The sequence below is a fragment of the Streptomyces sp. NPDC025638 genome (assembly GCF_055558775.1).
Genome location: NZ_JBVHLX010000002.1, coordinates 277,978 through 299,965, shown reverse-complemented (window position 1 = coordinate 299,965; position 21,988 = coordinate 277,978). Strand labels below are relative to the sequence as shown.

General features: G+C 72.0%; 22 protein-coding genes and 1 pseudogene. 11 read left to right on the top strand and 12 right to left on the bottom strand.

Translation table 11 applies throughout. The features are described from left to right. The first annotated feature begins 452 nt into the window (after window positions 1-452). The gene (locus ACZ4EG_RS05485; RefSeq protein ID WP_467789635.1) at window positions 453-1,382 is read left to right on the top strand and encodes a lytic polysaccharide monooxygenase; all 930 of its coding nucleotides are present in this window, start codon (window positions 453-455) and stop codon (window positions 1,380-1,382) included. Window positions 1,383-1,400: 18 nt separating this feature from the next. Here ACZ4EG_RS05485 and ACZ4EG_RS05480 read toward each other — a convergent pair whose 3' ends face one another. After that, window positions 1,401-2,051 carry a Tat pathway signal sequence domain protein gene (locus ACZ4EG_RS05480; protein WP_453556883.1) on the bottom strand — a complete coding sequence of 217 codons (651 nt, stop codon included), beginning with the start codon at window positions 2,049-2,051 and terminating at the stop codon, window positions 1,401-1,403. Between the two features lie 614 nt (window positions 2,052-2,665). On the opposite strand from ACZ4EG_RS05480, the gene ACZ4EG_RS05475 reads away from it, so the two are divergent. Next, complete coding sequence (locus ACZ4EG_RS05475; RefSeq protein ID WP_467789973.1) at window positions 2,666-3,328, top strand: DUF6230 family protein; 663 nt, start codon at window positions 2,666-2,668, stop codon at window positions 3,326-3,328. Further along, a complete protein-coding gene (locus ACZ4EG_RS05470) occupies window positions 3,328-3,792 on the top strand; it encodes a DUF6114 domain-containing protein (protein ID WP_467789634.1) in 465 nt (154 codons plus the stop codon). The genes ACZ4EG_RS05475 and ACZ4EG_RS05470 overlap by 1 nt, the downstream gene beginning before the upstream one ends. A gap of 16 nt (window positions 3,793-3,808) precedes the next feature. Here the strand turns inward: ACZ4EG_RS05470 and ACZ4EG_RS05465 are convergent, their stop codons facing one another. The 5 genes from ACZ4EG_RS05465 to ACZ4EG_RS05445 all read right to left on the bottom strand — a co-directional run bounded on the left by ACZ4EG_RS05465 (window position 3,809) and on the right by ACZ4EG_RS05445 (window position 6,856). Next, window positions 3,809-4,543 (bottom strand): Type 1 glutamine amidotransferase-like domain-containing protein, encoded by a 735-nt coding sequence (locus ACZ4EG_RS05465; protein WP_467789633.1) that lies wholly within the window; start codon window positions 4,541-4,543, stop codon window positions 3,809-3,811. 28 nt (window positions 4,544-4,571) lie between these two features. Beyond that, complete coding sequence (gene tatA, locus ACZ4EG_RS05460; protein ID WP_467789632.1) at window positions 4,572-4,775, bottom strand: Sec-independent protein translocase subunit TatA; 204 nt, start codon at window positions 4,773-4,775, stop codon at window positions 4,572-4,574. Window positions 4,776-4,979: 204 nt separating this feature from the next. Then, window positions 4,980-5,342: an ArsR/SmtB family transcription factor gene (locus ACZ4EG_RS05455; RefSeq protein WP_467789631.1), complete on the bottom strand. Its 363-nt coding sequence runs from the start codon at window positions 5,340-5,342 to the stop codon at window positions 4,980-4,982. A gap of 109 nt (window positions 5,343-5,451) precedes the next feature. Next, window positions 5,452-5,880, bottom strand: coding sequence for a hypothetical protein (locus ACZ4EG_RS05450; protein WP_467789630.1), 429 nt, complete (start codon window positions 5,878-5,880; stop codon window positions 5,452-5,454). Window positions 5,881-5,890: 10 nt separating this feature from the next. Then, window positions 5,891-6,856, bottom strand: coding sequence for an ABC transporter substrate-binding protein (locus tag ACZ4EG_RS05445; protein ID WP_453556873.1), 966 nt, complete (start codon window positions 6,854-6,856; stop codon window positions 5,891-5,893). Window positions 6,857-7,176: 320 nt separating this feature from the next. Between ACZ4EG_RS05445 and ACZ4EG_RS05440 the strand changes: the two genes are divergently transcribed. Genes ACZ4EG_RS05440 through ACZ4EG_RS05425 form a run of 4 tightly spaced genes read left to right on the top strand, consistent with a single transcriptional unit; the run spans window position 7,177 to window position 11,297 of the window. Then, window positions 7,177-9,792 carry a sensor histidine kinase gene (locus tag ACZ4EG_RS05440; RefSeq protein ID WP_467789629.1) on the top strand — a complete coding sequence of 872 codons (2,616 nt, stop codon included), beginning with the start codon at window positions 7,177-7,179 and terminating at the stop codon, window positions 9,790-9,792. Continuing rightward, window positions 9,789-10,265, top strand: coding sequence for a roadblock/LC7 domain-containing protein (locus ACZ4EG_RS05435; RefSeq protein WP_316752833.1), 477 nt, complete (start codon window positions 9,789-9,791; stop codon window positions 10,263-10,265). Before ACZ4EG_RS05440 ends, ACZ4EG_RS05435 begins: the two co-directional genes overlap by 4 nt. Window positions 10,266-10,300: 35 nt before the next feature. Next, complete coding sequence (locus ACZ4EG_RS05430) at window positions 10,301-10,717, top strand: DUF742 domain-containing protein (RefSeq protein WP_263213793.1); 417 nt, start codon at window positions 10,301-10,303, stop codon at window positions 10,715-10,717. Next, window positions 10,704-11,297 (top strand): GTP-binding protein, encoded by a 594-nt coding sequence (locus ACZ4EG_RS05425; protein ID WP_363294431.1) that lies wholly within the window; start codon window positions 10,704-10,706, stop codon window positions 11,295-11,297. The genes ACZ4EG_RS05430 and ACZ4EG_RS05425 overlap by 14 nt, the downstream gene beginning before the upstream one ends. Before the next feature lie 3 nt (window positions 11,298-11,300). Here ACZ4EG_RS05425 and ACZ4EG_RS05420 read toward each other — a convergent pair whose 3' ends face one another. From ACZ4EG_RS05420 to ACZ4EG_RS05400, 5 genes and pseudogenes are all read right to left on the bottom strand, one after another. After that, complete coding sequence (locus ACZ4EG_RS05420; RefSeq protein ID WP_453556868.1) at window positions 11,301-11,969, bottom strand: ABC transporter permease; 669 nt, start codon at window positions 11,967-11,969, stop codon at window positions 11,301-11,303. Continuing rightward, window positions 11,966-12,619 carry an ABC transporter permease gene (locus tag ACZ4EG_RS05415; RefSeq protein ID WP_453556866.1) on the bottom strand — a complete coding sequence of 218 codons (654 nt, stop codon included), beginning with the start codon at window positions 12,617-12,619 and terminating at the stop codon, window positions 11,966-11,968. Before ACZ4EG_RS05415 ends, ACZ4EG_RS05420 begins: the two co-directional genes overlap by 4 nt. Next, on the bottom strand, window positions 12,616-13,761 hold the full coding sequence (locus tag ACZ4EG_RS05410; protein ID WP_467789628.1) for an ABC transporter ATP-binding protein: 1,146 nt from the start codon (window positions 13,759-13,761) through the stop codon (window positions 12,616-12,618). The genes ACZ4EG_RS05415 and ACZ4EG_RS05410 overlap by 4 nt, the downstream gene beginning before the upstream one ends. An 83-nt stretch (window positions 13,762-13,844) precedes the next feature. After that, window positions 13,845-14,597: pseudogene (locus ACZ4EG_RS05405) on the bottom strand (FAD:protein FMN transferase). Further along, window positions 14,598-15,203, bottom strand: coding sequence for an FMN-binding protein (locus ACZ4EG_RS05400; protein WP_467789627.1), 606 nt, complete (start codon window positions 15,201-15,203; stop codon window positions 14,598-14,600). Here ACZ4EG_RS05400 and ACZ4EG_RS05395 point away from each other — a divergent pair. From ACZ4EG_RS05395 to ACZ4EG_RS05380, 4 genes are read left to right on the top strand one after another with little or no spacing between them, the layout of a single operon-like run. Next, a complete protein-coding gene (locus ACZ4EG_RS05395) occupies window positions 15,193-15,498 on the top strand; it encodes an ATP-binding protein (protein ID WP_467789626.1) in 306 nt (101 codons plus the stop codon). The genes ACZ4EG_RS05400 and ACZ4EG_RS05395 overlap by 11 nt on opposite strands. 35 nt (window positions 15,499-15,533) lie before the next feature. Beyond that, window positions 15,534-15,920 carry a hypothetical protein gene (locus tag ACZ4EG_RS05390; RefSeq protein ID WP_467789625.1) on the top strand — a complete coding sequence of 129 codons (387 nt, stop codon included), beginning with the start codon at window positions 15,534-15,536 and terminating at the stop codon, window positions 15,918-15,920. Window positions 15,921-15,930: 10 nt separating this feature from the next. Then, window positions 15,931-16,818 (top strand): hypothetical protein, encoded by an 888-nt coding sequence (locus ACZ4EG_RS05385; RefSeq protein WP_467789624.1) that lies wholly within the window; start codon window positions 15,931-15,933, stop codon window positions 16,816-16,818. A gap of 42 nt (window positions 16,819-16,860) precedes the next feature. Continuing rightward, window positions 16,861-20,619: a CHAT domain-containing protein gene (locus tag ACZ4EG_RS05380; protein WP_467789623.1), complete on the top strand. Its 3,759-nt coding sequence runs from the start codon at window positions 16,861-16,863 to the stop codon at window positions 20,617-20,619. 62 nt (window positions 20,620-20,681) lie between these two features. Here ACZ4EG_RS05380 and ACZ4EG_RS05375 read toward each other — a convergent pair whose 3' ends face one another. Next, window positions 20,682-21,938 carry a PP2C family protein-serine/threonine phosphatase gene (locus ACZ4EG_RS05375; RefSeq protein ID WP_467789622.1) on the bottom strand — a complete coding sequence of 419 codons (1,257 nt, stop codon included), beginning with the start codon at window positions 21,936-21,938 and terminating at the stop codon, window positions 20,682-20,684. Window positions 21,939-21,988 lie beyond the last annotated feature (50 nt).

Here is a 21,988-nt window from a genome sequence, read left to right as displayed (position 1 = left end):
CGACTGGACACTCCTTGCGGTCAGAAACGAACGGGACGTGCCGTTTGTTTTTTACCCCTCGCATACGATAGCTCACCCTGAGAGAACGGGAGTCGGGTGTGCGGGACGGGTGGTCGACACGTGTAACTGATGTGCGGACGGCCGTCGTCACCATCGAGCTCCAACAAACGGACGAAGTCAAAGTACGTCCCTCCCTCGACATCTCCCGTATTTCCGGAGGCTTTGGTGGCCGACGGGCCGCCGCACCGGTGATCGCCACGATACGAGGCGGGCGGCCCGTTCTCAATGGGCCCTTGACGGAACCTCAAAACAGACGGACCGGTCGGTCGTTGACGCCTGGTCGCCTTCGCGAGGATCGGCCGTGATGTACGGCCGTGAGGTGAACGGGACGGGTGTCATCTCCGTACTGCACGGAGCAGACCGTTCCAGCGCCGGCCGAGGAGACGTCCCGGATGACTCGGATGACCTCACACCTCAGGGTCACGGGGGCCGCCGTCGCGGCCTCGGCCCTGCTCTCCCTGTGGGCGGCGGGGCCCGCCCTGGCGCACGGTGCGCCGACGGATCCGGTCAGCCGGGTGTACGCCTGCTCCCCCAGCGGCGGCAGCTCCTCGACCGCGGCCTGCCGGGCGGCGATCGCCGCGAACGGCACGTCCTTCGTGGCGTGGGACAACCTGCGGGTGGCGGGAGTCGACGGCCGGGACCGGCAGCTGATTCCGGACGGCAAGCTGTGCAGCGGAGGACTGTCCGCCTACAAGGGCCTCGACCTGGCCCGCGCGGACTGGCCGTCGACGCGGCTGACGCCGGGCGGGCGGCTGACGATGACGTACGCCTCGACGATCGCGCACACGGGAACGTTCAAGCTGTATCTGACCAAGCCCGGCTACGATCCGGCCGGGCCGCTGAAGTGGTCCGACCTGCCCGCGCAGCCCTTCGCCCAGGTCACCGACCCGGACCTGACGAACGGGGCGTACCACATCACCGCGAAGCTGCCGTCGGACCGGACGGGGCGTCAGGTGCTGTACACCATCTGGCAGAACAGCAGTACGCCGGACACCTACTACTCGTGCTCCGACGTGGTGTTCTCGAAGTCGGCCGACACCTCGGGCGGGGCGGGCGCTCCGGCGAAGAAGCGGGAGAGCGCGAGTCCGTCGAGGAGTGCGAAGCCGAGCCCTTCGACGTCCTCGAAGAGTGCCGACACCCCGTCGGCCCCCGCGGCGGACGCCCCGCAGTCGGCCGCGGGCACCCCCACCGACAGCACGCCGGTCGCCTCCGACACCGCGACCGGCTCGGGCCCGTCCGCACCGCTGATGGCGGGCGGCGCCGCCGCGGTGCTGGTGCTCACCGGGGGCGCCGCCCTCGTACTGCGACTGCGCCGGCGCTGAACGCCGGTCCTCGGAGCGTCAGTTCACGTAGACGGCCGCGCCCGCGTCGGTGACGGGGGCGTACTTCGCGGTGAAGAAGCCGCTGGCGAAGCAGAGCGAGGAGCCGGAGCTCTTGGTGAACTGCTGGTTGGTGAAGGAGATGCTGTTGTCGGCGTTGTCCGCCTTGCCGGTCAGGCTGGCGGCCTGGTAGACGCAGGTGATGCTGCCCAGCAGGGTCTTCAGCTTGACCGTGGTCTGGATGGTGGAGCCGCTCGCCGGGGTGACGGTGAGGGTGCCGTCGGAGGCGACCGAGGTGGTGTACGGCAGGTTGTCGACCGTGATGCTGGTGACGCCGGTGACACCGAGGACGTTGCTGGTGCAGCTGCTGCTGCCGAAGGTCTGCGCGTCGACCGCCTCGGTGGCCGTGCCGGGGGCGGCGGGGTTGTCGGTGACCGTGGCGGTGAACGTCGAGGACGTGCAGGTGACTCCGCTGGTGCCGGTCGCGCTGGAGTAGAGCGTCGCGCTGGTGCCACTGGCCAGCGGCGCGCTGAGCACGTCGCCGACCGCCACGGCGGTGCCGCCGGCGCTGCCCGTGGTGAGCACGGCGCCGTCCGCGGAGGCGGGGACGGTGGCCGCGGCCGTGAGGGCGACGACGGTTCCGGCCAGGGCGAGGAGGGATCGCGTACGCATGGGGGGTGCCTCTTTCCTTGGGTGGGGGCTGCGTGAGGTGAGGTGGGGGGTGAGTCGGGCGCGTGCGGCGCCAGCCGTTGCCGACCCGTTACGCCTTCTCCGTACGTGACGGACCGGCAACGGCAGCCGGCCGGACACCGGCCGGAGACTTCGGGGGGAGAGGTCTCCGGCCGGGCCGGGTGGGGGGCGGCCGGGCACGGACCGAGGGGGGAAGCGACCGTGGCCGTTGCCGCGCCGATGCGGAGCGGTGAAGGGGGGAGGGGGGAGGGGGGTTCGGGCCGGGACGCGGGCTATGCCGCGGCGGCGGATCCGGCGCCACGGATCCGAGGGAAACCAGGGAGAGTTGTAGACCTGAGTGACCGTCAACGTCAAGGCCGATCAAGGGAGTTCAAGGTCGGAGCCACAGCCGGTCCACATTCGACACTCTTTTTTCACAACTCTCTTGACCGTGAAAAGTAACCCCCGGTAACTTCCTCGTCGGCTACTGACGCGTAACGAGAAAGCCCTTGCAATCGCCGGGAGTTGTGAGGAGGCGTGCGCGGCAGCCGCTGTCCGCGCCAGGACAACGTGCCACTGAAGCCCAACCCGCGTTGATTTTGCCCATGGGAGCAGAGATGGCCTCGTCCGCCGACAACATCCCCGAGAACCCGGAAAGCGGTTCCGGGGAACTCACCGAAGGTACTGACAGACGTGGCCGGGTCCGGCTGCGCCGTGCCGCCGTGCTGGCCGTGCCGGCCACCCTGATCGCCGCGGGCCTCGCGGTCCTCACCGCGGAGGGCGCGCTGGGCGTCCAGTTCGCCATCTCCGGCATGCCGTTCACGGTCACGGCGACCAACCTCGACGGCACCGGCTTCGAGCAGTTCGGCAACCTCGACAACATGGCCGAGGGAAGCCCGAACACGGGTGACACGGGCGGTCAGGTGCTGGTGGTCACCTCCGCGATCAAGAACGCCACGCTCACCAAGCTGTGCCAGAGCGTCGACCTCGGTGGCATCAATCTGAAGATCACCGCGGGCGGCGGCAAGGACAAGGTGACGGCGACCGACCTGACCACCGACTCCACCGAGCTGTCGGGCGACGCCGCGTTCGACAACATCGAGATCGGCAACGACGCCAGCACGCTGACGAAGGCCGGGGTGAAGGGCCCGATCGGCGTCTTCAGCCAGCAGGCCGACACCGTGCACATCGGCAACCTGCGGCAGACCAACTACGCCACCACCGCCGGCGTGTTCAAGCTGCCGGGGCTGAAACTCGGCTTCAGCGACTCGGCCTGCTGATGACCGACCGGTCACCGCAGGGGATGCGGCCCGCCTTCCGGCGCTGGCGGGCCCGCCGTCCGTTCTGGGGCGGGCTGCTGCTCGCCCTGGGCGGGGCGGAGGTCCTGCTCACCATGAAGGCGTCGATGAAGGTCGTCATGCACGTCGGCATGCAGGGCCTGGCGGGCTATCTGCTGCCGGCCGTGATGCTGCTGTGCGGCCTGCTGACTTTGTTCAGCCCCGCCCAGCGGATCTTCTACTCCCTCATCGGTGTCATGGCCTCCCTGGGCACCTGGCTCACCTCGAACCTCGGCGGCTTCTTCATCGGCCTCCTCCTCGGCGTCATCGGCAGCTGCCTCACCTTCGGCTGGCTGCCGGACCAGAAGCCCCGGGTGAGCCGGCGCCAACGCCGCCGCCTACGCAAGCAGGAGGCGGCCCGGGCGACGGCCCCCGCCCTTGCGGAGGGCACGGGCGAACCGGTGTGAGCCCGCCGCGCCGGGCTCACACCCCCGGCAGCAGCCGGGGTTCCAGGCGTTCCTCCACCGCTGTGTCGCCGTCCCGCAGGACGACGTACGCGCCCTTGCCCGGGATCTCGGTGACCGCCTCGGTGAGTTCCGTGCCCCGGTAGACCAGGCCGACGCCGTCGTCCGTGCAGTGGCTGGTGGGCAAGGTGCCGTCGGCGACCAGCCGGTGGACCAGGGGACGGCGGCCCGTGTCGGTGTCGTAGTGAACGCCGTTGCCGTACGGCAGGAAGCCGAGCGCGTCGGTGAGCGGGCGAAGTTCGGGGCCGAAGGAGTCGGTGGTGCCGCCCCGGAACCAGCACAGGGAACCGGCGCTGACCCCGCTGAGCACGACACCCGACTCCCAGGCCCGGCGCATGATCCGGTCCAGGCCGTGCACCCGCCACACGGCCAGCAGATTGGCCACCGAGCCGCCCATGACCCAGACGACGTCCTGCGCGAGGACCGCGCCCTCGACGTCGTCCAGGTTGGGCATCGGGAAGAGGTGCAGCGGAGTCAGGTCGAACCCCGCCACCCGCGCCGCCTCCGCCATACGGGCGGTGAAGTGCTCGGCGTCGCCTATCGCCGTACCGACGTACATGACGCGCGGTGGCCGACCGTGGACGCCCGAGAGGTCCACCGCGTGATGGACCAGCGCGTCGAACTCGACCATGGTCCGGCCGCCCGCGCGGTGGCCGCCGGAGGTGGCAAGGATGGTGGGTTCGGAGGCCGGCACGGTGCGGATGCTAGCGGAACCGCCGCTGTCAGCCCGCGGCGGCCGGCGGCTCCGCGGTGTCCGTGACCGGCACCGGGTTATCGTCATTCATCGCCTTGGCCTCGCTCTTGAGGATGCGCATCGACTTGCCCGGGGCCCGCGCGGTGTCGGGCAGCTTCCTGGAGCCGAACAGCACGATGAACACGACCGCGACGATCAGCAGGTGCCAGGGTTCCAGTCCGTTGCGGAGCATGACCGCGCCCTCCTCTTTCTTACGTTTCCCACTCACCGTTGGTTGCTACATTGCGCAACTGCACAACCCGGGGTTGAGACCGTGAGAGGGCGTCGATGCCCATCGCCGGCAGGAGCAGGGAGCGCCGCCGCCCCGGCGGCCGGATACGGATCGCGCTCGCCGGACGACAACCCCTGCGCGAACCTGACCTACGGCTGAGCCCGTTCACGGCGCACCCTGGCCGCCGTCAGCGCGAGGGCGTACAGGCACGACGGGGTCCCGGTCGGTGAGGCGGCCTACCAGGAGTCGTACGACGTCCACCACGTCCGGATCGTCTACGAAGTAGACCTGGCGTCGGCCCTCGCGGTGGGAGCGGACCAGTCCGGCCAGCTCGAGCCTGGTCAGGTGCTGGCTGACCGCGGGCAGCGCGCCGCCGACCCGCTCGGCGAGCCCGGTGACATCGCTCTCGCCCTGCGCCAGCGCCCACACGATGTGCAGCCGGGCGGATGAGGCCAGCAGTCCGAAGGCGGCGGCCGCCTCCGCGAGCACCTCGGCGGAGGGATCCTCGAAGCCACTGCCGACCGGCACCACCGTCGTCGCCCACCTGACGGAACGCTCTCCACGGCTTGTGCGGGCCGCATCAGTCCAGGTCGCCGGGCGGGCGTGGCCCCCGATCCGTTCACCCTCACAATCCGGCTCACAATCCGGCGAGTACGGGCAGGAGCTCCATCGCCGTGGTCACATCGCCCGTGAGTGGGCGGTCCTCGGTGTCCGGTGGGAGGGCGGCGGCCGCGACGGTGAAGGCGGGGACCGTCGGGGGCGTTCGGCTCAGGCGCAACGCCCGTACGGCGGTGACCAGTTCGCAGGCCAGGACCGTGGCGTAGGCGGCCGTGGCGTGCTGGGTCCGGCGGGCGGCCTGGCCGGCGAAGCTGGCGGCCTCCTCCAGGCCCTGCGAGGCCCGGGCCCGGCGGACCCGGTCGAGGGCCTCGGGCGGTACGACGGGTTCGGCGGCCGCGTCGGCGAGCCGGACCAGTCCGGGCACGTCGAGTCCGCGGCCGTCGAGCACGACGCGGGTGTCCCCGGCATCCGGGGGCACCCGCGTCGGGCCGTCGTGGGTCGTGCCCACCCGTGGAACGTCAGCCGAGGCCGGCGGACTTCAGCCAGGCCTTGGCGACGTCCAGCGGGTCCTTGTTCTGCGACTGCACCTGGGTGTCCAGGTCCAGCAGGGTCGCCGTGTCGAGCTTGGCGGACACGGCGTTGAGCGCGTCGACGCCCTTCTGGGAGAGCGCGCTCTTGTAGACCAGCGGCTGGACGTTCTCGAACCCGAACAGGTTCTCCGTGTCCTGCAGGACGACGAACTTCTCCTTGGCGATGGTCGGGTCCGTGGTGAAGATGTCCGCGGCCTGCACGGTGTTCTTCTTCAGCGCCGCCTGGGTGAGCGGGCCGCCCGCGTCGAGCGCCTTGAAGGACTTGAACTCCAGGCCGTACACGGACTTCAGGCCGACCAGGCCCTGCTGGCGGGTCTGGAACTCCGGCGAGCCGCCGATGACCAGGTCCTTGGCGACGCTCTTGAGGTCGGAGACGGAGGACTTGTCCGTCAGGTTGTACTTCTTCGCGGTGGCCGCGTTGACCGTGACCGAGTCCTTGTCCTGCGCGGGCGCCGGCTGGAGCAGCGTCAGCTTGGAGCCGAGCTTGGCCTCGATGGCCGAGGTGGTCGCCTCGATGGTCTTCGGGGCGGCCTTCGGGTCGAGGTAGGCCAGCAGGGCTCCGTTGTACTCGGGCAGGACCGAGATGGAGCCGTTCTTGAGCAGGCCGTAGGTCGTCTCCCGGCTGCCGATGTTCGGCTTGTAACTGACCTTGATTCCCTTGGCCTTCAGTGCCTCGCCGTAGATGTCGGCGAGAAGGATGCTCTCGGCGAAGTTGTTGGAGCCGACGACGACGGTGTCGCCGCTCGCCTTGCCGCCGTCTTCCTTGAGCGGGTCGCCGGCCTTGTCGTCGGAGGAGGAACAGCCCGCCAGCAGGGCCGTAACCGCGGCGAGCGCGACGGCCGCCGCGCCTCGGTGTCTCCGGATGGACCTGCTGGTGTGGGTGGTGGCAGTCACGATTCCCGTTCCGGACTCAGAGGTGGTGGGGTGGGGGGAACAGCGCTGGACGCAGCGCCGGGAACAGCACTCACTGATCCAATCCAGCCGGTTCTCGGTCAGTCAAGTGCCTCTTGGTCACCGATTGGATTCGATCCGTGGCAAGTTGTGGATGGAGAGCGGTTCCTTTGTAACGGATTCTTGATAAAAGGCGAGCCGGTTGGACCTTCAAGGACGCTGTAGTCTCGCGGCAGTTGATATCGGTCACAGCGGTGCACGGGGCCCGCTTCCGTGCCGTTACGCATCAGTTCGGGTGGAGACACCCCGACCAAGGAGGCCCGGTGTCCACGAACGAGGTGGACGCGCCCGCTCGGCCTGCCCGCCCGGGGCGGGCCGAACCACGAGGCTTCGCCGACCGCTGGCCCTTCCGGCGCAAACTCAATCTGCTCGTCGGCGTGCCGCTCGCCGTGATCGCCGTCCTGCTGTCCTACCTCGTCAGCGACCTGATCGAGAAGTCGAACACCACGGAGTCGGCGGCGCGCGTCGTCCGCGACAGCGCCACGGTGGCCCGGCTGGTGGACCGCGTGGAGGCGGAGCACCAGCAGGCCATCCTGCTCTCCGCGCGCTTCGAGTCCGGCTACTCCAAGCCTTCCCTGGCCGCCTACCGCGCGGCCCAGCAGGCGGTGGACGACCAGGTCGAGACGGTGCGCGACACCTTCGGCGACCGGCTGCCGGAGACCGAGACGCAGGCGCTCAGGGAGGTCGAGGGTCTCTCCAGCCTGCGGCAGAGCGTCGAGCGGGGCTATCTGCCGGCCGACAACATCGACCCGGCCTACACCTCCGCGGCCAAGGGCGTGATCGACGGCCTCGGACTGGACCGCACCACCTCGCTCGCGTCCACCTTCACCGGCAACCTGCTGGACTCCCTGCTGCGCGCGGACGCCGCCCACGGCGCCTTCGAGACCAGCGTGTTCTCGGCGACGACCGGGGACACCAACGCCCTGATCGAGTTCACCAACGCGGTCGGCGCGTACGACCTCTACTCCCACCAGGCCGACCGCTTCAACCGGTTCGCCACACAGGACCAGGCGCGCAAGCTGGCGGGGATCGAGCACACCGCCGCGCAGCAGCGCATCGCGGAGTCCTTCGCCGAGTTGCAGATCGACCCCACGCAGCTGGAGGCCGGGGCACAGGACGAGATCCGCAAGGCCGTGCAGGACGCGCTGAGCGAGTACCCCGCCTATCCGGACCAGGCCGCCGCCCGGCTGAAGATCACCACCTCGCTGATCGACGACATCGCCGAACGGGCCGACGAGGCCTCCAACGAGGCACAGTGGCGCGCCCTCCTGCTGCTGAGCGGCACGCTGGTCGGCTTCGCGCTGTGGATCGCCTTCTCCGTGCTGGTCCGCCGCTCGGTCATCCGCCCCGTGCAGTCCCTCACGGGTGCCGCGCGGGAGGTCGCCGACGTGGCCGGCCGGGAACTGGCCCGGGTGGCCGACGACGACGCCGAGGACGACGGGCCGCCCCGGCTGCGCGACATGCCCGTCACCGCGCGCGACGAGATCGGTGATCTGGCCGAGGCCTTCAACAATGTGCAGACGACCGCCGGGGCGCTGCTGGAACGTCAGGTGCTCAGCCGGCGCAACGTCGCCGAGATGTTCGGCAACGTGGGCCGCCGCGTCAGCAATCTGACGACCCGCCAACTGGCCCTGATCGACGCCGTCGAGCGGGGCGAGACCGACCCCGCCCTGCTGGAACGTCTCTACTCCATCGACCACATCGCCGTACGCCTGCGGCGCAACGCCGACAGCCTGATGCTGCTGGCCGGCATCCGTGAGACGGCGCTGGACGCGGAGCCCACGGCCCTGACCAATGTCGTGCGGGCCGCACTCGGGCAGATCGAGGGCTATCAGCGGGTACGGCTGTACGCCGGGACGGACGCCGTGGTCGAGCCGGACATCATCGGCGACCTGACCCTCATGGTGGCCGAACTCCTGGAGAACGCGGTGTCGTTCTCACCCGAGGGCAGCCCGGTCGAGGTCACCGTCCGCTCCGGCGACGAGGCAGCGTACGTCGTGGTCACCGACCACGGACTCGGTATGAGCGCCGAGCGCCTGGCCGAGGAGAACGCCCGGCTGATCCGCCGCGAGCGCCTGGACGTGGTGCCCACCAAGGTCCTCGGCCTCTTCGTGGTCGGCGCCCTGGCCCGCCGCTGGGACATCGGGATCGAGCTGACCCGCACCCCGGGTGGCGGTGTGACGGCCGAGGTGAAGCTCCCCGCGGCACTGCTGCTGACGACGAGTCCGGTGCCGGCGGATGCCTCCGGCAGTTCGGCTATGGACTCGGCCGACGGTGGGACGAACCCTGCGTCGGGCGGTGCCGGTGAGCCGGCCGCCGTGGGTGCGTCCGTGGCGTCGGAGGCGAAGCCCGTGGCCGCGGAAGCGAAAGCCGTGCCCGTGGCCGCGAAAGCCGTGCCCGTGGCCTCGGAGGCGAAGCCCGCGTCCCCGGCCGTCTCCGGGCCCGTGCCCTCCGCCACCGTCGAGGACCGTGCCGCAGCCCCGGACGCTGACCCGGACCACTCCACCGCCCTCCCCCGCCGGGTCCCCCGCCGCGAGTCTCCGGTGACCGACGGGAAGACCCCGCTCGTCCCCGCCGCACGCACCGGGACGCCACCCGCCCAGGACACCTCCCGTCCCCTGCGCCGCCGGGTCCGCGGGGCCACCCTGCGCACCACCGCCGGTGCCGCGCAGGTGCTGCCGCAAGAGGCGCGGGAGCGGGACGCGGAGGCCGTGCGCAGCGCGCTGGAGGAGTTCGAGGCGGCGGTCGAGCGCGCCCAGCGCGACAGCGACACCGGGAACTTCGCCCGCCCCGGCACCGAGGCCGGTCCGGCGGGCGCCTCGCAGACCACGAACCCCCCGCAGGACCAGAACCACCTTCCGGAAGGAGCCGAGCAGTGAGCACGTCGACAGGTGACACCCCGACGGGCGGCACCACACCGACCGACCTGCAGGCCGCCGCGGCCGACTTCAACTGGCTGCTGAACCGTTTCGCGACCGAGACCGCAGGCGTCGTCGACGCCATCGCCGTGTCGTCCGACGGCCTGCTGATCGCGGTGTCCGAGCTGCGTGAGCGCGCGCACTCCGAGCGGCTGGCCGCGATCGTCTCCGGCATCACCAGCCTGGCCGCCGGGGCCTCCGGCAACTATGGGCTGGGCGGTCTGAACAAGGTCATCATCGATCTGGAGGGCGGCCATGTCATCGTCTCCGCGATCGGCAACGGCGCCGTGCTCGGCGTGGTCGCCGACAAGGAGGCCAAGCTCGGCAACATCGCCTACGAGATGACCGTGTTCGCCAACCGCGCCGGTGCCGCGCTCAGCCCGCAGCTCGTGCTCGAACTGAAGAACACCGTCGGTTCGGTGTCGGCGCGCTGACCGGACGCCCGGTCGAGAAAGGAAGCGACCCAGCCATGGCGGACGGCTCCCCGCCACCGGGCCCCGACCCGGTCGGCCCCGCCCCCGCCGTACGGCCGTTCCTGGTCACCGCCGGCCGGGTGGCGGACAACGCCCCCGGCCGGGCGATGCCGGTCGAGACCCAGGTGGTGGCCACCACCGCGGGGCTCGCGGCGCTCGGCCGGCTCTCCTTCGAGCGGCACGACATCGTCGCCGCCTGCCGGCTGCCGCAGTCGATCGCGGAGCTGGCGGCCCGGCTGCGGCTGCATCTCAACGTGGTGCGCGTGCTGGCCGAGGACCTGCGTGACGCCGGGCAGTTGGCGGTGTACCTGCCCGACGTCGAAGCCACCCACGACGCATCCGTCCTGCGCAGGGTTATCGACGGCCTCCGTGCCGTCCCCGACTCCCGAGGGGAACTCCGTGACACCGACTGAACCGCTGGTCCGCGGGACGCAGGCCGCCGTACGGCCACCGCTGCCGGTCAAGATGGTGATCGCGGGCGGCTTCGGCGTCGGCAAGACCACGGCCGTCGGCTCCATCTCCGAGATCGAGCCACTGACCACCGAGGCGGCCATCACCGAGGTCGCGGCGGGCGTGGACGACCTCACGCACACCCCGTGCAAGACCACGACCACGGTGGCGATGGACTTCGGCTGCATCACCATCGACCCGACGCTGAAGCTGTATCTGTTCGGCACGCCCGGACAGGAGCGGTTCGGGTTCATGTGGGACGACATCGTCGAGGGCGCGGTCGGCGGGCTCGTCATCGTCGACACCCGCCGGCTGGACGACTGCTACGCGGCCGTCGACTACTTCGAGCACAAGGGCATCCCGTTCGCGGTGGCCATCAACGCCTTCGACGGGAAGGTGGAGCACACCCTGGACGAGGTCCGCTGGGCCCTCGACGTCGCCGAGGGCACCCCGCTCGTCGTCTTCGACGCCCGGGAACGCGGCTCGGTGCGGGACGCGCTGCTCGTCGTACTGGAGCTGGCACTGGCCCGCGCCGAGGCGTGAGCGTCAGCCGCTGCGCCGCACCCCCGGTGACACCGCGATCCGGCCCACCGCCCAGAACACCGCGATGGTGGCCAGGGCCATCGCGGCGACCAGGGTGGCGCCGCCGACGACCTTCTCGTAGTTCTTCTGGTAGAGGCCGTCGATGATGTAGCGGCCGAGGCCGCCGAGGCTGACGTACGCGGCGATGGTGGCGGTGGACACGATCTGGATGGCCGCCGAGCGCAGCCCGCCCAGGATCAGCGGGAGCGCCACCGGGAGTTTCACCTGGAAGAGGATCCGTGACTCCTGCATGCCCATGCCCCGGGCGGCGTCCACCGGGGACGGGTCGACGGAGCGCATCGCCTCGTAGGTGGTGACGAGGATCGGCGGAACGGCGAGGACGACCAGCGGGATCATCACGATCTCGATGCCGAAGCCCAGCCAGGTGACCACCAGCACCAGCAGGCCGAAGGTGGGCAGCGCCCGGCCGGCGGTGGCGATCAGCGCGAGGGCGTTGCCGCCGCGGCCGTAGTGCCCGGTGACCAGGCCGACCGGCAGTCCGATCACGGCGGCGAGGGCCAGCGCTTCGAGGGAGTACTGGATGTGTTCGGTGATCCGGGTGGGGATGCCGTCGTAGCCCTGCCAGTGGGAGCTGTCGCTGAAGAAGGCGTGGATGAAGTTCAGTACGTTCACCGGGCCGCGCTCTCCTTCGGCATCCAGGGGGTCAGCAGAATGCGCACGGCGACCAGGGCCGCGTCGACCAGGGTCGCCAGCACGGCGGTCGTCACGACGGAGTTCACCGCGAGCACGGGCCGGTTGTAGATCTGCGCGTCGTGCAGCAGGTTGCCCAGCGCGCCCTGGTTGCCGATCAGCATGCCGACGCTGACCAGGCTGATGCTGGACACGGTGGCCACCCGCAGGCCGGCGATGATCGCGGGCACGGCGATCGGCAACTGCACCTGGACATAGCGGCGTACGGGCCCGAGGCCCATGGCGGTGGCGGCCGCCAGGGTCTCCTGCGGTACCGAGCGCACTCCGTCCACGATCGCCGGGACGAGCACCACCAGGCTGTACACGGCCAGCGGGATCATCACCGTGGTCTCGCTCTGGCCGGTGTAGTCGATGAGGACGACGAAGAAGGCCAGCGACGGAATGGCATAGAGCACGGTGGTCACGCCGAGCACGGGCGGGTACAGCCAGCGGAAGCGCACACAGAGCTGGGCGACGGGCAGCGAGACGATCAGGCCCGCGAGGACCGGCAGCAGCGCCTCCCGCAGATGCAGTCCGATCAGGCCGGCGTAGCTGTGCTGGAGGTCGCTGGGGATGTCGAAGAAGCCGTTCATCCGGCGGCCTTCACCTCGTCGACGCGGCCGTCGATACGGCCGTCGGCGTGGGCGTGGCGAATGGCCTCGGCGATGGTCTGCTGCGACACGACCCCGACGACCCGCCCGGTGCTGTCCACGCCGACGGCCCAACCGGTGGGCGACAGCACGGCGCAGTCGAGCGCGGCCCGCAGCGAGTCCTTGCCGTGCACGAAGGGCCGCCCGTGGGACAGCAGCCGCTCGGGCACGATCTCGCCCGCCGTGAGGTCCTGGGGTTCGCCCCAGCCAAGGGGCTTGCCGTCCAGGTCCGTCACGAGGAGATGGGGCACGTCCGCCGAGCCGCGCGCGGCGATCTTCTCGGCGTCGGCGTCCATCGCGACGATCGGAGCGGTCAGCAACTCCAGTTGCCCGGAAGGGAAGAAGGACAGCCGCCGGATGCCGCGGTCGGTGCCGAGGAAGTCCTCGACGAACGCGTCCGCCGGCGAGGTCAGCAGTTCGGCGGGCGGCGCGTACTGGGCGAGTCTGCCGCCGGTGCGCATCACGGCGACCATGGTGCCCAGCTTGATGGCCTCGTCGATGTCGTGCGTGACGAAGACGATGGTCTTGCCCAACTCCTCCTGGATGCGGAGGAGTTCGTCCTGCAGCCCCTTGCGCACCACGGGGTCGACGGCGGAGAACGGCTCGTCCATCAGCAGCACCGGCGGATCCGCGGCGAGCGCCCGCGCCACGCCGACGCGCTGCTGCTGGCCGCCGGACAGCTGGTACGGGTACCGCTTGGCGAGGGCGGAGTCGAGCCCGACCCGCTCCATCAGCTCCGCGGCGCGGGCGCGGGCCTTCTGCTTGCTCCAGCCCAGCAGGCGGGGCACGGTGGCGATGTTGTCGACGATCGTGCGGTGCTGGAAGAGACCGGCGTTCTGGATGACGTAACCCATGGACCGCCGCAGCGTGTTGACCGGCTGCTGCTGGATGTCGACGCCGTCGAGGAGGATGGTGCCCTCGCTGGGTTCGACCATCCGGTTGATCATCCGCAGGGTCGTCGTCTTTCCGCAGCCCGAGGGCCCGACCAGGACGGTGATCGAGCGGTCCGGTATCTCCAACGACAGCCGGTCGACCGCGACCGTGCCGTCCGGGTACCGCTTGGTGACTGAATCTATCCGTATCAAAACGCCGAATACCCTTCGGGTTTGGCAGAAACTGCCCACTTTCGGCCACGGTTGTCCTTGCGCAGGCCGTTGCGGGGACGAGTCTAGACCGCGAGGGTTTCGGCACCGCTCCCTGCCAACGGCACGCCCGCGGTACGCACCACCCGGCGCCCGGCGTCGACCGCGAACACCTCGCAGCCGGGCCGGGCGGCCGCCCACGCCACGCCCTCCTCGCCCATCGCGAAGGCGGCCGTCGCGGTGGTGTCGGCCTCGGTCAGGGTGGGCGCGACCACGGTCAGGCTGAGCAGCCCGGTCGCCGGGCGGCCGGTGCGGCCGTCGAGGATGTGGTCGCCGCGCTCGTAGCGCCCGGAGGTCGCCACCGCCCCGTCCGTGATCTCCAGCACCGCGCACAGCCGGTCCGCCCGCTCGGGATGCCGTAGGCCGACGCGCCAGGGACCACCGGCCGCGACCACGTCTCCCCCGGCGTTCAGGCAGAAGCGCCGTGCCCCGGCCGCCGTCAGCAGATCCGCCGCCTGCTGCACCAACCAGCCCTTGACCACCGCGCAGGGGTCGAGGCCCCGGCCGGGCAGGCGGGCGTCGAAGGCGTCGCCGGTCGCGATCCGCTACTCCTCGCAGACGGCGAGGACCTCGGCGAGGTCCGGGCTCAGCTTCGCGGCGGACAACTCGCCCCGGTCCAGGCGGGACACCTCGCTGTCCGCCTTGAAGGGGCTGAAGCGGGCGTCCACCGAACGCAGCCAGGCGAACACCTCGTCCGCCGCCTCCGCGCCGGCGCCGCAGCCCGCGTCGTCGATCCGCAGCGACACCGGGAAGCCCATGACCTGCTCGACACGCCGCACCTACACGCCCGCCTCGTCGAGCGCGGCCTGGAGGGACTTCTTGTATCCCTCGCTGGTGATCGTGGCCCCGGACACCGTGTCGATGTCGGCGCTCTGCGCCTTCAGGGTCTCCCGGATCAGCGTCGGTACCGCGCCCTGGGTCTGCGGGCTGTTCGGCTGCTTGAGCATGCGTACGGAACCGGTCGCGTCTCCGTCGAGGGTGACCTCGACCTGGACGTCGCCCTTCTCGGTGCTTACCGTGGGGCCCGCGACCACCTGGGAAGAACCGCCGGAGAGGGCGGGCGTCGGAGCGGCCTCGGCCGTCGACGTCGATGTCGATGTCGATGTCGATGTCGATGTCGGGTCGCGGGGCTGACCCGGGGCGGGGACGACTACCTGGTCAAGCCGGTCGAGACCCCGCTCCGCCTTGAGGACACCGACCTGACGGAGCTGGCGCGGGAGGCGGCGGAAGCCTTCCGGGCGGGCCACCCGGACCGCCCGCCGACGGTGAGCGCCGGTCCCGACGCGGTGCGGCTGCGGCTGGACCCCGTGCGCATACGGCAGGTCCTGGACAACCTCCTCACCAACGCGGCCGTGCACTCCGGCCGGCACCGAGGTGTCCGTCACGGTCTCGGCCGCGGGCGGTCTGGCGTCGGTCGGCGTCGGCGACGCGGGCCCCGGTGTCCCGGCCGCCGACCGGGACCGGGTCTTCGACCGCTTCTACCGCGTCGACAAGGCCCGCAGCCGGGACCGGGGCGGAAGCGGGCTGGGGTTGTCGGTGGCGCGGGCGCTGGTGGAGGCGCACGAAGGGACGATCACGCTCGGCGGCGAGGAGGGGACGATGGCGTTCACGGTCACGGTCACCCTGCCGCTCGCCGCACCGTCCACGAGAACCGGGACACCGGTTCGCAGTTGGCGCTGAGGAACTCGGCAGCCGATCCGACTAGCATGGGTGACGTGTCGTCACACGAGGACCACGATCATCAACTGGCTCTGTTCTGCCAGCAGTTGCCGCGACTGCGGCGGATGTACCGGGGGCCGGTGGGCGCGGCGAAACGGCCGGCGATCGACCGCGCGGTGACCGCCGCACGGGCCGGTGAGCCGATCGAGGAGCATCTGGCCGCCCTGGGTCTGCCGCACGGACGTACGGCACCGGATGCGCAGGAGGACGAAGCGCGCTCGACCCTGCCGCCCCGGGTCGCGGATGCCGCGCCGCGCGCACTGCTCGGCGTCCACGTCTGCCCGCGCGGGGTCTGCGCGCGGCGGGAACAGCGGTCGGCCGGTGCGCAGCGGCCGGTGTGCGAGGTCTTCGACCTGGCGCTGCGCTTCGAGGCCGAGAGCTGAGCGGACGGGCATGCTCACCGGATTCGTCACCGACGTAGGACGGAAGCTGGCCGAGCGCTGGGCGGGGGCGGTGGTGCTTCCCGGGCTGCTGTTCACCTGCGCTCTGGCGGCGGGCGTGACGTTACGTCAGGATCACTGGTCCGACGTGGAGTTGCTGCGGCATCGGCTGACCGGGCTGAGTTCGGGTTCGGGCTCGACCCGTACGGCCGTGCTGCTCCTCGGCGCACTCGCCGCTTCCTTCGCCGCCGGGCTGCTGGCCGACGCGCTCTCCGGACCGTACGAGCGTGCCCTGCTGGGGAGTTGGCCCTGGCCCCTGGGTGGGGCGGCCGACGCGCTCACGGGACGGAGGGGCCGGATCTGGCGGGAGCGGGACGAGGCCTGCCGACGGGCCCGGGACGAGGGCGAGGACGGCGTCCGGGTGGGCGAGCTGGAGGTGCGGCGCAACCAGGTGGCGCTGGTCCCGCCGGAGTGCCCCACCTGGACCGGGGACCGGCTGCGTGCAGCCGCGGTGCGGATCCGTCTGGAGCACCGGCTCGAACTCTCCGATGCCTGGCCCCGGTTGTGGCTCGTCCTGCCCGACTCCACGCGCACGCCGCTCGCCGAGGCCCGGCAGCGGCTGGACGAGACACTGCGGCTCGGCGGCTGGGCCGTGCTGTATCTGCTGCTGGGCGCGGTGTGGTGGCCGAGCGCCGCGGCCGGGGCGTGCGCGGCACTGGTGGCCTGGCGGCGGGGCCGTGAACGGGCCGAGGTGTACGCGGAGTTGGTGGAGTCTGCGGTCGACGTCCATCTCCCGGAGCTGTCCGAGCGGTTCGACGAGGAGACCCGTCCGGTCCGGGCGAGCCTGGGACCCGCGCTCACCGAACGGTTCCGGAAGGGGGCGGGGCCGCGGCGACTGTGACGTGACCGGCATCGGGGACGACTCGGATCAGGGGTACGGAACATGACGACGGACACGACGGATCCGGGCCGGCGGCCCGGGGACTTCGACCAGCCGGCCGAGCGCGCGCGGCTGCTTGCGGCCGTACGGGAGCGGCTGGAGGGGACCGGCGGACCCGCCGGCAACGCGCGTCTGCACACCGAGGAGGCGCACGGCGAGACCGGCCGGCTGCTGTGGCACCTGATGGGCCCCGCCCCGGACGGCGGCTTCGGACTCGACCCGGAGGTGGTGTACGTCCTGGGCGTGACGTACCTGTTCCGCGCGCACGACCGGCCGGACGCCCCCACCGCCGAGCGGGAGAGCCGGTACGGCCTGACGCTGCTCGCCCCCTTCTACTTCCACCTGCCGGGACAGGAGGACGTCCTGCCTCCCGACCTGCGTGCCGCGCTCGACGGGATGGCGGGTCCCGACGCCGGGCGGCCCGAGGAGCCGGCGGAGCTCGTCCAGCGGCACGCCGAGGCCCTGACGAATCTGGCGATGCTGGTGATGGAGCTGGCCGTCGCGCTGCCGTATCCGGAGGCCTTCGAACTCGCGGCCGGGCTGACCCGGGACTCCCTTCCGTATCTGTCGCCGCAAGGCCCCGACCGCGCGCTGGCCGGCTGCAACCTCGGATACGCGCTGCTGCTGAGCGCCGTCCACGGGGACAGCGGACCCGAGCGGCTCACCGAGGCCGTCGACGTCCTGCGCACCGCGTTCACCGCGACTCCCCCGGGCCATCCCAACCACGCCCGCTGCGCCAACGGGCTGGGTCTGGCGCTGCTCGCCTCGGCGGAGCAGCGCCAGGACCGCACCCCGGTGCCCGAGGCCGTCGCGATGCTGCGCACGGCGACCCGGGCCGCCACCGAGAGCGATCAGAACAGGGCGCAGATGTACTCCGACCTCGGCTACGCCCTCGTCGTCCTCGCCCGCAGTGCGGAGGACGGCGAAGCGGTGGGTCCGGAGCTGCGGGAGGAGGCCGTGGCCGCGCTGCGGCGCTCGCTGGACCTGACCGGCGACGGGCAGCCGGAGCAGCTGCGCGAACGGCTCGGCCGGCTCGCCGACGCCGAGCTGATCGGCATCCCGGACGACGACCGGCCAGGGGCCGCCGCACAGGCCTCGAAGGCCGCCGGGGCCCTGCGGCGACTGCTCGGGCTCACTCCCGACGGGCACCCGGAGCGCGGTGAGCTCCTGCTGCGGCTGGCCGCGAACCTGGTGGTGGCCCAGCAGCCGCGGGAGGCCGTCGGGCTGCTGACCGAGGCCGGTGCGCTGTTCGCCGGTGACGCCGAGCGGGCGGAGCAGGTGCAGGTGCTGCTGTTCCAGGCGTCGATGCTCCAGGGGGAGCTGGCCTCCCGCTCGGACCTCACACCGGAGCAGCGGGAGGACTGGGAGGCCGTCGACAGCGCCATGCGGTCCGCGCTGTCGGGGGACCCGGCCGGCCATCCGCTGGGCGCGGTGCTGCAGCTCATCGGCATGGGCACGGAGCAGGGCGGCAGCCGCGGCCAGGAGCTGATGGAGCTCGGCACCCTGGTGCTGGGCTACCCGGAGCAGGTCTCCCTGAGCGACCTGTTCGCCAAGACCATGGAGCTCCAGGCCCGGCGCATCGCCCGGCTGCCCGAGGCGGAGCGCGAACAGGCCCTTGCCGACTTCCTGGCGGGTGGGAGCACGTCGTCCGAACCGGACGTCGACGGGCCGGTGGACGCCGGCGCCCTCGACGAACTCCTGGACGTCCACGAGCGGTTGCTCGGCCTGCTCCCGGCCGGCTCCCGCGAGCACGGGCTGCTGAAGGGCAGCCGGAACCTGCTGCGCCTGCAGAAGATCACCTACGAGTCGATGAACGAGCCGGAGGAGGGCCCGGCCCGATTGCGGTCCCTGCGCAGGTCCCTGCCACTGCTGCGGGAGATGTTCGACGACATGCCCGAGCAGCTGCGGCAGTTGGGGATCGCACCCGAACTCTTCGGCGCGCACACGGCGTTGATGTTCTCCTCCGAGTCGCCGTTCGACCAGCTGGAGGCCGTGGAGGACGGGGTGCGGGGCGCCCGCCGCAGACTGACCCGGCTCGCCCCGGGGACACCGGAGTACGACGAGGCCAGGACGTCCCTCGCCGTCTCGCTCTTCTTCCGGAACGCGCTGTGGCCGGAGGAGGCGGACTTCGAGGAGGCCGTGGCGCTCGCCCGCGAGCTGACCGCCGTACCCGATCCCGGGCTGCGCACCGCGATGCTGCTGACGCAGTGGACCTCGGCCACCCGCTCACATCTCGAACAGTCCCGGTCGCCGGATCGACCGGCCTCCCGGTCGTTCAGCCGGATCACCCGGATGGCGTCCGACCGCGCCGCCAGGGCGCTCGACGAACGGGACCCCGTGGACGCGCTGGAGACCCTGGAGGACGGCCGGGCGCACCTGTTGTCCACCGCGCTCAACACCCGTCGCGAACTGGAGGTCCTGCACGGCGCGGACGCCGACCTGCACGCCCGGCTGCGCGCCGCACTGGACGAGGTCCGGGCGCTGCGCCGCAGGGTGGAGCCCGGCCACTGGGCCGACCCGGACGAGTTCGAGGCGGTGCGTGCCGCCTCCGGGGACGCCGCCCGGCTGGTCGCCGAGCTCCAGCGGCGCCCCGGTTTCCGGCGCTTCCTCACCCCGCTGCCGCTCGGCCTGGACGACCTGCTGCCCGCCGCCGCGGAGGGCCCGGTGGTGAGCGTCAACGTCCATCCCCGCCGCTGCGACGCCCTGGCGCTGTGCGCGGACGGGCTGCGCACGGTGCCGCTGCCCGAGCTGGACGCCGCCGACCTGGCGGCGCAGGCCGAGTCGTTCCGGCTCGCGGTCGAGGCGCTCACGGCCGGACCGCGCGATCCGCTGTTCGAGGAGGCGCGGGACATCTTCACGGGCACCCTGGCCTGGCTCTGGGACGTCCTGGCCGAACCGGTCCTGGACGCCCTCGGACTGACCGGCCGTCCCCCAAGTTCTCGGCTGCGCTCGGACAGGGGGGACCCCCATGAGCCGGGAGCGCCGTGGCCCCGGCTGTGGTGGTCGCCGTCCGGTGTGCTCAACTCCTTCCCGCTGCACGCCGCCGGGCACCACGGCCCGGACGCGCCGGCCGGCGCGGCGGTCCTGGACCGGGCCGCCTCCTCCTACACGCCGACGCTGCGCGCTCTGCTCTTCAGCCGGGCCCGCCGGCGCGCGGCACCCGGCCGGCGCAGCACCCTGGCCGTGGCCATGCCGGAGACGGCGGGGCAGGCGCCCCTGTCCCGTACGGTCGCCGAGGCCGCCGAGGCGGTCGCGGCGGGCGGCGGGGTCCCGCTGATCGGAGCGGCCGCCACCAGGGACGCGGTGCGCACGGCCGTGCCGGCAGCGTCCCTGGTGCACTTCGCCTGCCACGCCGACAGCGACCCGGAGGAGCCGGCAGCGGGCCGGCTGCTGCTGGCCGACGGCGACCTGTTCCTCCAGGACATCGCCGAACTACGCCTGGAGTGCGCCGAGTTGGCCTATCTCTCGGCCTGTGGCACGGCCCGTGGCAGCGCCGCGCCCGCCCTGGCCGACGAGGCCATCCATCTCGCCTCCGCCTTCCAGCTGGCCGGATACGCCCAGTCGGTGGCCACGCTCTGGGAGGTCGGCGACGCCTTCGCGGCCGACGCCGCCGCCCGGTTCCACCGCACGCTGGCCCCGTCCCTGCCGCACCCCGGACCCCTGCCCGCAGCGCAGGCCCTGCACCACACCGTGCGCTCGCTGCGTGCGGAACGGCCGGACCTGCCGTGGACCTGGGCGGCGCTGGTGCATGCGGGGGCGTGAGCGGGCGGGGTGAACGTGAGCGGGCGGGGCGAAGCGGCCACGGAGCAAGGATGCCGTGGGGCTCACCACCCCATCTCGGGAGAGCCCTCCAGCGGAATGTGGGAGCCGTGGCGCAGCCGTGGGCGGGCCGCCATGACCGCCACGTCGTCCTCCGCGTTCTTCACGTCGAGGCGACTGACGATGGTCTCCAGGATCTCGTGGACGCCCGCGCCCACCGCGAAGCGGATCTCGGCCAGGCGTTGCAGGGAGCTGTCGATGTCCTCGCCGCGGTGTTCGACGAGGCCGTCGGTGAACAGCACCAGCGTCTGGTCGGGGTCGATCCGGTACGTGGTCGACTCGTAGCCGCCGAAGCCGGTGCCCAGCGGTGGGCCGACCGGGGCGGGCAGCAGTGAGGTGCGGCCGCCGCGCGTGATCAGGGCGGCGGGCAGGTGGCCCGCGCTGGCCACGGTGAGCTGGCCGCGGGCCGGGTCGACACGTGCGATCAGACAGGTGGCGGGTCTGCGGTCCGCCTCACCGGAGGCGATGTCGTCCATCTGGCGCAGCACCCGGTGCGGAGGCAGGTCGGCGGAGGCGATGTAGCGCAGGGAGGAGCGGTACGCGTTCATGTCGACGGCGGCCTCCAGGCCATGGCCCATGACGTCGCCGACGACGAGCAGGGTGCGGCCGAAGTGCAGCCGTACGGTCTCGCACCAGTCGCCGCCGACCAGCGTGCGGGTGCCCGCGGGCAGGTAGCGGACGGCGACATCCAGGTTGGGGTGCGGCCGGCCGGGCTCGGCGAGCAGGGCGCGCTGCAGGTCGGCGGCGGTGCTGCTGACGCGGTCGTACTCGCGGGCCTGCCGGATGTGGGACGCGGCGCGCTCGGCCAGCAGGGCGAGAAGCTCCACCTCGGAGCGGGTGAACGGCGGTCCGTCCCGTGCGCAGACGAGGACGCCGTACTGGAGTTCCCCACTGGTCAGCGGCAGACAGATCGCGGGCCGGGCCCCGTCGTGGGCCGGGTACTCGGTCCACGGCTCCGCACGGCCGTCGGCCGCCGGGGTCGCGGCGCCCTCGGCCACGGCGGCGGCCCAGCGGGCGTCGGGCAGGGCGTCGGCGTCCCCGATGATCGAGTCGTACCCGGAGACGCTTCTGCCGACCCGGTGCATGACGGCCGCCGAGCCGCCGGCCAGCTGCACGACCGCCCGGGCCAGCTCGGCGCAGGTCGTGCTCTCGTCCAGCGTCGTGCCGATACCGGCCGCCGCCACGCGCAGCGCCCTCAGCCCGTTCTCCCGGCTCTGCCCGTCGACCTGCACCGTTCTTCGACGGGACCGGATCCACCGCACGACACCCAACACCCTCACAGAATCTCAAACCAGGGCATTCGGGGCATCCA

Excerpts from the sequence above, each read along its gene's own strand:
- ACZ4EG_RS05485 (WP_467789635.1), top strand. The coding sequence starts at position 453 with ATGACTCGGATGACCTCACACCTCAGGGTCACGGGGGCCGCCGTCGCG.
- ACZ4EG_RS05480 (WP_453556883.1), bottom strand. The coding sequence starts at position 2,051 with ATGCGTACGCGATCCCTCCTCGCCCTGGCCGGAACCGTCGTCGCCCTC.
- ACZ4EG_RS05475 (WP_467789973.1), top strand. The coding sequence starts at position 2,666 with ATGGCCTCGTCCGCCGACAACATCCCCGAGAACCCGGAAAGCGGTTCC.
- ACZ4EG_RS05470 (WP_467789634.1), top strand. The coding sequence starts at position 3,328 with ATGACCGACCGGTCACCGCAGGGGATGCGGCCCGCCTTCCGGCGCTGG.
- tatA (WP_467789632.1), bottom strand. The coding sequence starts at position 4,775 with ATGCTCCGCAACGGACTGGAACCCTGGCACCTGCTGATCGTCGCGGTC.
- ACZ4EG_RS05430 (WP_263213793.1), top strand. The coding sequence starts at position 10,301 with ATGGCGGACGGCTCCCCGCCACCGGGCCCCGACCCGGTCGGCCCCGCC.
- ACZ4EG_RS05415 (WP_453556866.1), bottom strand. The coding sequence starts at position 12,619 with ATGAACGGCTTCTTCGACATCCCCAGCGACCTCCAGCACAGCTACGCC.
- ACZ4EG_RS05385 (WP_467789624.1), top strand. The coding sequence starts at position 15,931 with ATGCTCACCGGATTCGTCACCGACGTAGGACGGAAGCTGGCCGAGCGC.
- ACZ4EG_RS05380 (WP_467789623.1), top strand. The coding sequence starts at position 16,861 with ATGACGACGGACACGACGGATCCGGGCCGGCGGCCCGGGGACTTCGAC.